At 66.9% G+C, this 12252-nt stretch carries 11 protein-coding genes; 9 read left to right on the top strand and 2 right to left on the bottom strand.

Annotation, left to right across the window (positions count from 1 at the left end; genetic code table 11):
• Positions 1-305: 305 nt before the first annotated feature.
• Genes AACH40_RS03560 through AACH40_RS03520 form a run of 9 tightly spaced genes read left to right on the top strand, consistent with a single transcriptional unit; the run spans position 306 to position 11382 of the window.
• On the top strand, positions 306-1400 hold the full coding sequence (locus AACH40_RS03560) for a putative urea ABC transporter substrate-binding protein (protein WP_338644218.1): 1095 nt from the start codon (positions 306-308) through the stop codon (positions 1398-1400).
• Positions 1401-1449: 49 nt separating this feature from the next.
• Positions 1450-2265: an ABC transporter permease gene (locus AACH40_RS03555; protein WP_338644217.1), complete on the top strand. Its 816-nt coding sequence runs from the start codon at positions 1450-1452 to the stop codon at positions 2263-2265.
• On the top strand, positions 2262-3113 hold the full coding sequence (locus AACH40_RS03550) for an ATP-binding cassette domain-containing protein (RefSeq protein WP_338644216.1): 852 nt from the start codon (positions 2262-2264) through the stop codon (positions 3111-3113). Before AACH40_RS03555 ends, AACH40_RS03550 begins: the two co-directional genes overlap by 4 nt.
• Positions 3110-3586: a CopG family ribbon-helix-helix protein gene (locus AACH40_RS03545; protein ID WP_169492304.1), complete on the top strand. Its 477-nt coding sequence runs from the start codon at positions 3110-3112 to the stop codon at positions 3584-3586. The genes AACH40_RS03550 and AACH40_RS03545 overlap by 4 nt, the downstream gene beginning before the upstream one ends.
• Positions 3583-4407, top strand: coding sequence for an urea amidolyase associated protein UAAP1 (locus AACH40_RS03540; RefSeq protein WP_338644215.1), 825 nt, complete (start codon positions 3583-3585; stop codon positions 4405-4407). Before AACH40_RS03545 ends, AACH40_RS03540 begins: the two co-directional genes overlap by 4 nt.
• Positions 4408-4425: 18 nt before the next feature.
• Positions 4426-5061, top strand: coding sequence for an urea amidolyase associated protein UAAP2 (locus AACH40_RS03535; RefSeq protein WP_169492302.1), 636 nt, complete (start codon positions 4426-4428; stop codon positions 5059-5061).
• Positions 5058-8690, top strand: coding sequence for an urea carboxylase (gene uca / locus AACH40_RS03530; RefSeq protein ID WP_338644214.1), 3633 nt, complete (start codon positions 5058-5060; stop codon positions 8688-8690). Before AACH40_RS03535 ends, uca begins: the two co-directional genes overlap by 4 nt.
• Positions 8687-10456 carry an allophanate hydrolase gene (atzF, locus tag AACH40_RS03525; protein ID WP_338644213.1) on the top strand — a complete coding sequence of 590 codons (1770 nt, stop codon included), beginning with the start codon at positions 8687-8689 and terminating at the stop codon, positions 10454-10456. Before uca ends, atzF begins: the two co-directional genes overlap by 4 nt.
• A gap of 5 nt (positions 10457-10461) precedes the next feature.
• Positions 10462-11382: a YncE family protein gene (locus tag AACH40_RS03520; protein ID WP_338644212.1), complete on the top strand. Its 921-nt coding sequence runs from the start codon at positions 10462-10464 to the stop codon at positions 11380-11382.
• A gap of 39 nt (positions 11383-11421) precedes the next feature.
• Here the strand turns inward: AACH40_RS03520 and AACH40_RS03515 are convergent, their stop codons facing one another.
• Positions 11422-11760, bottom strand: a complete 339-nt coding sequence (locus AACH40_RS03515; protein WP_169492298.1) for a UrcA family protein — start codon at positions 11758-11760, stop codon at positions 11422-11424.
• A gap of 129 nt (positions 11761-11889) precedes the next feature.
• Positions 11890-12252: a hypothetical protein gene (locus tag AACH40_RS03510; RefSeq protein WP_338644211.1), complete on the bottom strand. Its 363-nt coding sequence runs from the start codon at positions 12250-12252 to the stop codon at positions 11890-11892.

Below are 12252 nucleotides of genomic sequence, written 5' to 3'. Positions count from 1 at the left end.
TCAGTATGATTAAAAAGGGTGCCGCAGCGCAAAAAGTGACAGTTTTACGTCGGCATGTACGCCGTTTGACGTACGTCCGAACCGAATAGAAACCTGGAACGACGGCGGTGCAGCAAATCGTCCGGAACGAATCAGGCGAATCGCCGGATCGGCGGAAATCGTGGGACGGCAGCAGGGTTGCACTGCTGTGGCCCACACCCGAGTGGGCATAAGGCCGTTATTACCCTTTTTTAAAGTCGTAATATTTTTCGATGGACAAGCGGGCGATCCGTGGTGATGCTGCACTGCGAAAGGGGATCGACTCGATGACCATCACGGCGACCAGCCTCCGAGCCAAGTTCGCAACCGCTGGAGTAATCGCAGCCGCGCTAGCGCTGGCCTCGTGTTCGCCCTCGGCGGCGCCGTCCGCCGCACCCAAGACCGAGTTCAACATTGGCTGGTCGATCTATGCCGGGTGGATGCCCTGGCCCTATGCCCAGCAGGCCGGCATCGTGAAGAAGTGGGCCGACAAGTACGGCATCAAGATCAACCTGGTGCAGGTCAACGACTACGTGGAGTCGGTCAACCAGTACACTGCCGGCAAGTTCGACGGCGTGACCGTGACCAACATGGATGCGCTGACCATCCCAGCCGCAGGCGGCAAGGACACCAGCGCGATCATCGTCGGCGACTATTCGAACGGCAACGACGGCATCCTGCTGAAAGGTGCCAATTCGCTCGCCGCGATCAAGGGGCGGCAGGTCTACCTCGTGGAGCTGTCGGTATCGCACTACCTGCTGACGCGGGGGCTGGAGACAGCCGGCCTGAAATCGACCGATGTGAAGACGGTCAATACCTCTGATGCGGACATCGTCGGCGCGTTCAATGCGCCCGACGTGAACGCGGCGGTGGCGTGGAACCCGCAACTTTCGGTGATGAAGGGCCAAACGGGCGTTTCCGAGGTGTTCAGCTCGGCGCAGATCCCGGGCGAAATCCTCGACCTGATGGTGGTCGACACCGCCACGCTCAAGGCCAACCCCAACCTCGGCAAGGCGCTGGCGGGCATCTGGTATGAAACGATGGCGCTGATGCAGCGCCAGGATGCGCAAGGGAAGGCCGCTCGCGCCGCGATGGCCAAGCTTTCGGGCACTACGCCCGAGGTGTTCGACCAGCAGCTGAAGACCACCTTCCTCTACGCCGATCCCAAGGCAGCGGCGGCGGCGGCCGACGCGCCGGCGCTGGTTTCGACGATGACCAAAGTGCGCGACTTCAGCTTTTCGAAAGGGCTGTTCAAGGGCGCCAGTTCCGCCGACGCGGTGGGCATGGCCTTCCCCGGCGCCAAGACGCTGGGCGATCCGGCACACGTCACGCTGCGCTTCGACGACAGCTTCATGAAGCTCGCCGCCGACGGCAAGCTCTGATCCACCCAGTTCTGGCCCTGCCCTTCGGGAACGCAACAAGGACAAGACGATGCGCTGGGTAAATCGCCAGATACGGAGGAGCGACGCGGTCCTGCTGGGCGCGGTGCCGATCCTGCTGCTGCTGCTGGTCTATCTGTTCCTGGCCGTGAGCCGGCACGCGGCGAACCCGTTCGACAAGATCCTGCCGCTGCCGCAGGGGATGGTGACGGGCATGGTGCCGCTGCTGTTCCAGCCCGATCAGCTTTCGGGACAGTACGTGTTCTGGGCCGATACGCTGGCCAGCCTCGAACGGCTCGGCCTCGGGCTCGGCATCGCGACGTTGACCTCGCTGGTGATCGGGCTGGTGCTTGGCGTGTTGCCGCCGGTGCGTGCTACGATCGGGCCGCTGGTAACCGGCATCGCGGTGATCCCGCCGATCGCGCTGCTGCCGATCCTGTTCATCGCGCTCGGCCTTGGCGAGACGGCCAAGGTGGCGCTGATCGTCATCGGCATCACGCCGGTGATGGTGCGCGACATTGCCGCCTATGTCGGCAGCCTGCCGCGCGAACAGATCATCAAGGCGCAGACGCTGGGCGCCGGATCGTGGCAGATCATGCTGCGGGTGGCGCTGCCGCAGGCCCTGCCCCGGCTGATCCACGCGCTGCGTCTGGCGCTCGGGCCCGCCTGGGTGTTCCTGATCTCGGCCGAGGCGATCGCATCGGACATCGGGCTTGGCTACCGCATATTCCTGGTCCGCCGCTATCTGTCGATGGACGTGATCATTCCCTACGTCGCGTGGATCGCGCTGCTGGCGATCGTGATGGACGTGGCGCTCGCCCAACTGAGCAAGCGCGCCTTCCCCTGGGCCCACGGAGCAAGTCATTGAGCGCGCCGCCCCCCCCCGCTCCTGCCGCCCCCGCTGCTTCGGCAGGGCCGATCCTTTCGCTGCGCGACGTGTGGGTCGAATACGGCGACAAGATCGTGCTCGAAAAGGTCGAGCTCGATTTCGAGGCAGGATCCTTCGTCTCGATCGTCGGCCCTTCGGGCGCGGGCAAGAGCAGCCTGCTGCGGGTGATCCTGGGGCAGGAAGTGCCGACGCGCGGGCGCATCCTGCTCGATGGCGAACTGCTCACCCCCGAATGCGGGCCTGATCGCGGCGTGGTGTTCCAGCGCTATTCGGTGTTCCCGCACCTTTCGGCGCTGGGCAACGCGGTGTTCGGTCTGGAATGCGAGAAGGCTCCGTTGATGGCGCGGCTGTTCGGCACAGCGCGCAAGGCGGCCGAGGCGCAGGCGGCCGAGATGCTGGCCGCGGTCGGCCTTGGCGATGCCATGCACCTGTACCCCGCGCAGATGTCGGGCGGGATGCAGCAGCGGCTGGCCATCGCGCAGGCGCTGCTCAAGCGGCCGCGCATCCTGCTGCTGGACGAACCGTTCGGCGCGCTGGATCCCGGCATCCGCGCCGACATGCACGCGCTGATCACCCAGCTGTGGCGCGATTATTCGCTGACCGTCATCATGGTCACGCACGATATCCGCGAAGCGTTCAGCCTGGGCACCCGCGTGCTGGCGCTCGACAAGCGCCGCCACGATCCGCACGCGCCGCACCGCTTCGGCGCCACGGCGGTCTACGACCTTGCACTGCGCAAGTCTCCGGCGAGCGGAGCCAGCACGGCGGGCGACACGGCGTCAGCCGAACCGACGCCGGCAATTGCAAAAGAGAGGGCTTCGGCATGAACAGCGAACCCACCAGCCTTGCCCGGCTGTCGATGAGCCTGCCGGGCGAACTGTTCCGCCAGTTGGACGTGATGGTCGAGGAGCGCGGCCTGCCTTCGCGCTCGCAGCTGATCGCCGAGCTGATCCGCCACGCGCTGGCCGAGCATGAGGCGCACACGCGCCCCGACGAGATGCTCGCCGGCACGATCACCATCGTCTACCGCGGCGATCGCGGCCGGGTGCGCCACCAGCTGGCGCAGACCCAGGGCGAATACCTGAAGGAAGTGATCTCGTCGCAGCACGTCTTCCTGGAAGACGACCAGTCGCTCGAGGTCCTGCTGGTGCAAGGGCCCGCCGTCCGCCTGAAAGAGCTGTGCGACGCGCTGCGCCGGGTGCGCGGTGTCCACCAACTCCAGCTCGTTACCACCACCGCTCTCCTGCCCCCGCTTTACGAGCCGGACGTGGCCGAGAGCAGCAATGGAGCCGTTGCATGACTGCCGTTCTCGACAATCCTCTCGCAGCGCGCGACCATGCCCGTGCCATGGCCGGCACCGTGGTAGAGGCGATGCCCAAGCTTCCGCCGGTCGCCTCGGACCTGCCGGCGGACGTCGATCCTGCCGACATCGTCTGGGAAGAGACGATCGCAGCGGGCGGCTATGCCACGCGCCGCCTGACGCGGGGCACGCGGTTGCGGCTGATCGACCTGAAGGGCGATGCCTGCGCGGGATTGCAGGTGTTCAACGCCGAGATGCCGAGCGAGCGGCTCAACGTGGCCGATACGGTCAAGGTGCAATGGAACGCCTACCTGGGTCCAAGCAAGCTGTTGCTGTCGGACATGGGCCGCGTGCTGCTGAGCATCCTGGACGACGATGCGGGCACGCACGATGCGTTCTGCGGCACATCGAATGCCGCCACCAACGAAGCGAAATACGGCGAAGGCCGCAACAGCGGCGCCTATCCCAACGGGCGAGACCGCTTTCTGCTGGGTGCAGCCAAGCACGGGCTGCAGCGCCGCGACGTGCATCCCTGCATCAACCTGTTCAAGGGCGCCAAGATCGAGGCCGACGGCACAATTACGCCGCAGATCGGTCCCTTCGCGCCTGGCCGGCAGGTGGTGCTGCGGGCCGAGATGGACGTGATCGTGGTGATCGCCAACGTGCCCCACGTGCTCGATCCCCGGGCCGACTGGACCGTGACCCCGCTGCGCGCGACCGCCTGGCGCGGCGCGGTGACGGGCGAGGAAGACCCGATCCGCAATGCAACGCCCGAAGGCCAGCGCGCCTTCCTGAACGTCGAAGATTACTTCCGCCGCTGAGAGGGAAGGACCAGAACCATGAGCACCGATCCCCATCTCGCCGGGCTTTCCGGCCCGGTCGTGCACGACTGCGTCGTGCCGGCGCGCGCGCCCTGGCTGCACCATGTCGCCGCCGGGCAGACGCTGCGCATCGTCGACCTGGAAGGCAACCAGGCGGTCGACTTCCTGCTCTATGCCACAGCCGACGATGCCGAACGCTACAGCGCGCAAGACACCGTGGCGGCGCAGGGCAACCTGTTCCTGCGTCAGGGTACCGTGCTGCGATCGAACGAAGGCCGGCCGATGATGACCATCACCGCCACCGCGGTCGATTACCACGACACCATCGGCGGTGCGTGTTCGTGTGAATCCAATACACTGCGCTATGGTCATCACACCAAGTCGGAGCATGCCTGCGTCGAGAACTTCCTCGAGGCGAACCTGATCGAAGGGCGCGGCAAGCGCGACATCGTTTCGAACATCAACTTCTTCATGAACGTGCCGGTGGAAGCCGACGGGTCGCTGGGGATCGTCGACGGCATTTCCGCGCCGGGCCTGACGGTCGACCTGCGCGCAGAGATGGACGTGACGGTGGTCGTGTCGAACTGCCCGCAGATCAACAATCCCTGCAACGGCTTCAACCCCACCCCCGTCCGGATGATCGTCACCGCATGAGCGCAGCAACCGCCCCAAAGCCGGCTTTTGACACGGTCCTGATCGCCAACCGCGGCGCGATCGCCACGCGCATCATCCGCACGCTGCGCAAGATGGGGCTGCGATCGGTCGCTGTCTATTCCGAAGCGGACAAGGATTCGCTGCACGTGGTGCAGGCTGACGAGGCGGTATGCATCGGCGGCGCACGCGCATCGGAAAGCTACCTCAACGTCGAGGCGATCCTGGCGGCGGCCAAGGCGACCGGTGCAGGCGCGATCCATCCGGGCTACGGCTTCCTGGCCGAAAACGTGGACTTCGCCGAAGCATGCGCGGCGGCCGGGATCGTGTTCATCGGCCCGACCGGCGACAACATCCGCACCTTCGGCCTCAAGCACACCGCCCGCGACCTAGCCGAGAAGCACGGGCTGCCGCTGGCGCCGGGCACGGGCCTGCTGACCGACGAGGAGGAAGCGGCGAAGGCGGCAGCCGAGATCGGCTATCCGATCATGCTGAAAGCCACGGCTGGCGGCGGCGGCATCGGCATGCGCGTGTGCGAGGACGAAGCGGCGGTACGCGAAGGCTTTGCCGCCGTGGCGCGGCAGGGCTTGGGCAACTTCGGCGACGCGGGCGTGTTCCTCGAACGCTATATCCGCCGCGCGCGGCACATCGAGGTGCAGATCTTCGGCGACGGCCACGGCCGCATCGTCGCGCTGGGCGAGCGTGATTGCTCTTTGCAGCGGCGCAACCAGAAGGTGGTGGAGGAAGCCCCCGCCCCGCTGCTGCCGGCGGCGGTGCGCGCCGACCTGATCTCCGCCGCGATCCGGCTGGGCCAGGCGGCGAACTACCTGTCGGCAGGCACGGTCGAGTTTCTCTATGATGCCGAGCGTGAGGAGTTCTTCTTCCTCGAAATGAACACCCGCCTGCAGGTGGAACACGGCGTGACCGAGGAGGTCATGGGCGTCGACCTCGTCGAATGGATGATCCGGGGCGGCGCGGGCGATTTCGGTTTCCTCGACACCGATCCGCCCCGCGCGCATGGGCATTCGGTGCAGGTGCGGCTCTATGCCGAGGACCCCGCGCTCGATTATCGCCCGACCTCCGGCACGCTGACCGCGGTCGATTTCCCCGACGATATCCGCGCCGAAACCTGGTGCATGGCGGGAAGCAACGTCAGCGCGTGGTACGACCCGATGCTCGCCAAGCTGATCGTCCATGGCGAAACACGCGATGCGGCGGTCGCGGCGATGCAGGCGGCGCTCGATGCGTCGCGGATCGACGGGATCGAGACCAACCTGCGCTGGCTGCGCGAGGTTGTGCGATCTGACGCCTTCACCAGTGGCGAGGTATCGACCCGCGCTCTGCAGGACGTCGTCTACGCGCCGCGCAGCGTGACCATCGCCAGCGGCGGCACGGCAACGACGGTGCAGGATTGGCCCGGGCGGCAGCACTTGTGGTCGGTGGGCGTGCCGCCATCGGGCCCCATGGACGACCAGTCCTTCCGGCTCGGCAACCGGCTGCTCGGCAATGCCGAAGGGACGGCGGGGCTGGAGGTAACGATCACCGGCCCGACGATGACCTTCAACACCGACACGCGCATATGCCTGATGGGCGCGGATTTCTCTGCCACGCTCGATGGCAGGCGGATCGGTCGGGGCGAGGCGATCGCGGTGCGCGCCGGGCAGACGCTGGCGCTGGGCCGCGCGGCGGGCGGAGGCCTTCGCGGCTATATCCTGTTCGAAGGCGGGCTCGACATCGCGACTTATCTCGACAGCCGCAGCACGTTCGAGCTTGGCCAGTTCGGCGGCCATGCCGCGCGGCGGCTGCTGGCGGGTGACACGCTTCACCTGGGCGCCGAGCCCCGCCAAGCGCCCCTGCCGTCCGCCACGCTACCCGACATGGGCAACGAATGGACGCTGCGCGTGCTCTATGGCCCGCACGGCGCGCCCGACTTCTTTACCGACGGCGACATCGACACGCTGGTTTCGGCCGAGTGGCAGGTCCACTACAACTCCAACCGCACCGGCGTGCGCCTGATCGGTCCGAAGCCGCAGTGGGCGCGCAAGGATGGAGGCGAGGCGGGGCTGCATCCGTCCAACATCCACGACAATCCCTATGCCATCGGCGCGGTGGACTTCACCGGCGACATGCCGATCATCCTTGGCCCCGATGGCCCCTCGCTCGGCGGCTTCGTGTGCCCGTTCGTCGTGATCGCGGCGGACCGGTGGAAGATTGGGCAGCTCTCCCCCGGCGACAAGCTGCGCTTCTGTCCGGTGAACGCGGTGGATGCAGCGCTGGCCGACAGCCTGCAGCGGCGCCTGCTGACAAGCGGCGAGCGACCCGACTGCGGCCCGGCGCGCCCGATCGAGACGCTGTCGCCGATCCTTTCGGAAATCCCCGAAGGACCGAACAACCCGCGCACGGTCTATCGCCAGCAGGGCGATCGCAACATCCTGGTCGAATACGGGCCGATCGTGCTCGATATCGAGCTGCGCATCCGCGTGCAGGCGCTGATGACCGAGCTGGAGCGCATGGCGCTGCCCGGCGTGATCGATATCGTGCCCGGCATCCGTTCGCTGCAGTTCCACTTCGACGGCGCGACGATGACGCAGGCGCAGGCGCTATCCACGCTGATCGCGGCGGAAGAGCGGCTCGGTGATCTGGAGGATTTCGCGATCCCTTCGCGCATCGTTCACCTGCCGCTGAGCTGGCGCGACCCGGCGACGATCGAGACGATCGAGAAGTACATGGGCGCGGTACGCGACGATGCGCCGTGGTGCCCCGACAACATCGAGTTCATCCGCCGCATCAACGGCTTGCCCGATGTCGCGGCCGTCGAGAACCTGATCTTCGAAGCGAACTACCTCGTGCTGGGCCTCGGCGACGTTTACCTCGGCGCTCCAGTGGCGACGCCGGTCGATCCGCGCCACCGGCTGGTGACGACCAAGTACAATCCGGCGCGGACATGGACCCCGCCCAACGTGGTCGGCATCGGCGGCGCCTACATGTGCATCTACGGCATGGAGGGTCCGGGTGGCTACCAGCTGTTCGGTCGCACGATACAGGTGTGGAACACTCACCGCCAAACCGACGCGTTCATCGAGGGCAAGCCCTGGCTGCTGCGCTTCTTCGATCAGATCCGGTTCTATCCGGTGAGCGCGGAGGAGCTTGAAGCCTGGCGACGCGACTTCCCCACCGGGCGACGCTCGATCCGGATCGAGCCGTCCGAATTCCGCCTTGCCGACTATCGCGCCTACCTGAAGGACAATGCCGAGGCGATTGCCGCCTTCGAGGCACGCCGGCAGGCGGCGTTCGACGAAGAGCGCGCCGAGTGGCAGCGGCGCGGCGAATTCGATCGCGCCGAAGCGGCTGAGGCCGAGCCCGCCCCGGCCAGCGCGATCCAGGTGCCCGAAGGCGCCGACCTGATCGAAGCGCCGTTCGGCGGCAGTGTGTGGAAGATGCTGGTCGACGTGGGCGACACGGTGGAAGCCGGCGAAACGATCGCGATCATCGAGGCGATGAAGATGGAATGTCGCGTCGAGAGTCCCGGATCGGGCGTGGTCGCGGCGCTCTATGCGCAGGAAAAACAGGCGGTGCAGCCGGGAACGCCGATGCTGGCGCTCAGAGCCCTCGCAACGGTGGAGGAAGCATGACCACGCTGGACCGTCGCGGCGTTGCGGCGATTGCGCAGGCCGTGCGCAGCGGCGCATCGTCCGCGCTCGCGCAGGCGGAGGAGACCCTTGCGCGGCTAGCCGCCTACGAAGCGGTGCAACCGCAGATCTGGATCTCTCGGGCGACCGACGATGCCCTGCGCGAAGCGGCCCGCGCTATCGATGCGCGCGTGGCGGCGGGCGAGGACTTGCCGCTCGCCGGGGTACCCTTCGCGGTGAAGGACAACATCGACGTTGCCGGGTTCGAAACGACGGCGGCCTGCCCGGCCTTTGCCTATGCCCCTACGCGGAATGCGACGACGGTCGAGCGGCTGCTGGCGGCGGGCGCGCTGTGTGTCGGCAAGACCAACCTCGACCAGTTCGCGACCGGGCTGAACGGCACGCGCAGCCCCTATGGCGCGCCGCGCAATGCTTACAACCTCGCCTATGTCAGCGGCGGATCGAGCTCGGGCTCGGCGAGCGCGGTAGCGGCGGGGCTTGTGGCGTTCGCGCTCGGGACCGATACGGCAGGGTCCGGCCGCGTGCCCGCCGCGTTCCAGCATCTGATCGGGTTCAAGCCCAGCAAGGGCCGCTGGAGCAATGCCGGGCTGGTGCCGGCCTGCCGCACGCTCGACTGCATCAGCGTGTTCACCAGCGACACCGCCGATGCCGCGCTGATCGACGGCGTGGTCGCCGGGTTCGATGCGGCCGATGCCTGGTCGAAGCCGCTCGCCGACATGCCGCGCAAGGCCAGGCGCATCGGCGTACCGCGCCACGACCAGCGCGCCTTCATGGGCGATATCGACTCCGAATACTTCTACGACCGCGCGCTCAAAGCGTTCGGCGCCTTCGCCGAGATCATCGAGATCGACTATGCTCCGCTGCAGGAAGCGGCGCAGCTGCTCTATGGCGGGCCGTGGGTGGCCGAGCGCACCGCTTCACTCGAAACGCTGCTGCGCAACGATCCCGATGCGCTTGACCCGACGGTGCGCGAAGTGGTGGCACCGGGGCTGGAAATCGGCGCGGTCGAGTTATTCAACGGCATCTATCGGCTGGCCGAGCTGAAGCGCCATGCCGACCTGTTGTGGGAAGACATCGACCTGATGGTCTTCCCGACCACGGGCGCCACCTACCGCGTGGCCGAACTGAACGCAGCGCCGATCACGCTCAACAGCGCGCTCGGTTACTACACGAATTTCGTCAACCTGCTCGACATGGCGGCCATCGCCGTGCCGGCGGGGACGCGCGCCAACGCAACCGGCTTCGGCGTGACGCTGATCGGCCCGGCCGACACCGACCGCGCACTGATCGAGGCGGCCGAAGCCTACCTCGCGCAAGCACAGCTTCCATCCCCACCCCCGCTCGATCTGGAGGGCCGCATGCAGACCGTCAAACTCGCCGTCGTCGGCGCGCATCTCAAGGACATGCCGCTGCACTGGCAGCTGACTTCGCGTGAGGCGAAGTTCGTCGAGGCGACGCAGACCGCGCCGACCTATCGCCTCTATGCCATGGCCGACAGCGTGCCGCCCAAGCCCGCGCTGGTGCACAGCGCCGATGGTGCGGCCATTGCGGTCGAAGTCTACGAACTGGGCGTGGCCGAGTTCGGCAGCTTCGTGGTCGAAGTGCCGCCGCCGCTCGCCATCGGCACGGTGACGCTGGCGGATGGGACGAGCGTGAAAGGCTTCGTCGCCGAACCCCGCGCGCTGACCGGTGCCGAGGACATCACCCACCTCGGCGGCTGGCGCGCCTACATCGCGCAGAAGGCGTGACGGCGATGCGCGGGCTCAAGGCCGCCCTGCTTGCCGCCGCCGTGCTTGCGCCGCTTGCTGCCCACGCCGAGGACGCGCCACCAGCGCCACACGTGCAAGTGGTGCCGGGCTTCGCCGACTTCCTCGCAATTGACGGCAAAACCGTATGGGCGACGAACAAGGGCCGGGTCGAGCAGTGGTCGGTCAAGGGCAAGCTCGCCGAGGCACCGATGGGCCGGCCTTGTGGGGGCATGAGCGTCGATTTCGGCGCGCTGTGGGTCGCCGATTGCCCAGAGAACGCCGTCAAGCGGATCGACGCGAAGACGGGCAAGCTGCTCGCGACGATATCGAGCGGTATCGCCAACCAGCGAGAGGGCGAACTCAACACCGTGACCGGCGCGGGATCGGTATGGATCGGATCGGACGCCGCAGGCAAGATCGCGCGGATCGATCCTGCGACCAGCAAGGTCGTCGCGACGATCCCGGTCGCCCCTGGATCATGGTATCTGTCGTTCGGGTTGGGCGCGCTATGGGCGGTGAGCGCGAAGGAGCAGTTGCTTCAGCGGATCGATCCCGCAACCAACGCGGTGACCGGCACGGCACCGCTGGGCAAGGCGCCGGGCTTCCTCGTCGCTGGCGAAGGCGCCGTCTGGGTGCAGGAGCAGGGCGATGGCACCGTGGCGCGGGTCGATCCCGCAACGATGGCGGTGACCGCGCGGATCAAGGTTGGCGACAACCTGAAATGGGGCGACATCGATACCGGCGACGGCAAGGTGTGGCTGCGCACCACCGAAGATCAGGAATATGTGGTGATCGATGCGGCGACCAACGCGATCCTGTCGCGGGTCGGCAAGCCGGTTGGCAGCGGAGCGCTGCGCTGGACGCCGCAGGGCGTGTGGACTTCGGCGCACGACGTCCACACGCTGACGTGGTGGCCGGCCAAGTAAGCTGAAGGGCCCTGCGCGGAGCAGGGCCTTCGGTACGGATCAGCGCAGCGAGGCGACGCGGGTGCCGGTCTTTTCGGCCGCGGCCATGCGCGCTTCGATCTGGTTGCGCACATCGGCGGTCACAGCCGCGCGGCAAGCCTGAGCCTTGGCTTCGAGCGCGAGGTGGACGCCTTCGAGACGCTCGCCGCAAACCGCACGGGCGGCCGCGTCGAGACGGATGGCGAGGCGCTGCTGGCCATCGGCGGTGGCGAGATCAAGACCCTTGAGGTCGAGGATCGCCGCGTCCTTGGCGAACGGATTTGCGGTGGTGGTCTGCGTTGCGGCCGAAGCCTGCGTTGCACATGCGAACATGGCGATCGCCACGAAAGCCTTCTTCATCTTCATCTCCTGCGCGGAAAACACGCGCCGCTCTTCGGGCGGCTGCTATCCGTTGTATAGCGCCCGGCGATGAAACTTACAATATTGAAGGATTATTTGTAGTTTTATTACTCCACTTCTGTCGGGTTATTACTTCGCCCGGACAACGAGCATGGCCAAGTCCTTGGGTGTGCCCAGCATTCCCACGGGAAGCCGGGCTTCGAACGCCTCGTCGGCCACGGCAACGGACAGCGTGCGGGCACAAGGCTCGGTCCAGGCGCGCACCGTTGCAACCGGCAGGCGCGCGCTCCAGTGACGTCCACCTTCAACCGGGACGGCGTGATCGTTGATCGTGACCGGGCTCTTCGGATCGGCGCGGTTACCCTTCACCAGCAGGCAGTCTGCCGCACCGCAGCGCACGAGCTTGGTTGCAGGTGCGTCGGCCAGCGCCGGGGATGCCGTGGCGACCAGCGCCAGCGCGGCGAGGAGCGGAAGGGGGCGTCGGATGGTCAA

The sequence above is a fragment of the Novosphingobium olei genome (assembly GCF_037076535.1).
GTDB classification, from domain to species: Bacteria; Pseudomonadota; Alphaproteobacteria; order Sphingomonadales; family Sphingomonadaceae; genus Novosphingobium; species Novosphingobium olei.
The sequence above is the reverse complement of the archived record's forward strand: the minus strand, read 5'-3'. Positions and strand labels throughout refer to the sequence as shown.

What these genes read in the sequence shown, in the direction of transcription:
- AACH40_RS03535 (WP_169492302.1), top strand. Translation starts at nt 4,426, where the DNA reads ATGAGCACCGATCCCCATCTCGCCGGGCTTTCCGGCCCGGTCGTGCAC.
- AACH40_RS03520 (WP_338644212.1), top strand. Translation starts at nt 10,462, where the DNA reads ATGCGCGGGCTCAAGGCCGCCCTGCTTGCCGCCGCCGTGCTTGCGCCG.
- AACH40_RS03545 (WP_169492304.1), top strand. Translation starts at nt 3,110, where the DNA reads ATGAACAGCGAACCCACCAGCCTTGCCCGGCTGTCGATGAGCCTGCCG.
- AACH40_RS03515 (WP_169492298.1), bottom strand. Translation starts at nt 11,760, where the DNA reads ATGAAGAAGGCTTTCGTGGCGATCGCCATGTTCGCATGTGCAACGCAG.
- AACH40_RS03540 (WP_338644215.1), top strand. Translation starts at nt 3,583, where the DNA reads ATGACTGCCGTTCTCGACAATCCTCTCGCAGCGCGCGACCATGCCCGT.
- atzF (WP_338644213.1), top strand. Translation starts at nt 8,687, where the DNA reads ATGACCACGCTGGACCGTCGCGGCGTTGCGGCGATTGCGCAGGCCGTG.
- AACH40_RS03555 (WP_338644217.1), top strand. Translation starts at nt 1,450, where the DNA reads ATGCGCTGGGTAAATCGCCAGATACGGAGGAGCGACGCGGTCCTGCTG.
- AACH40_RS03560 (WP_338644218.1), top strand. Translation starts at nt 306, where the DNA reads ATGACCATCACGGCGACCAGCCTCCGAGCCAAGTTCGCAACCGCTGGA.
- uca (WP_338644214.1), top strand. Translation starts at nt 5,058, where the DNA reads ATGAGCGCAGCAACCGCCCCAAAGCCGGCTTTTGACACGGTCCTGATC.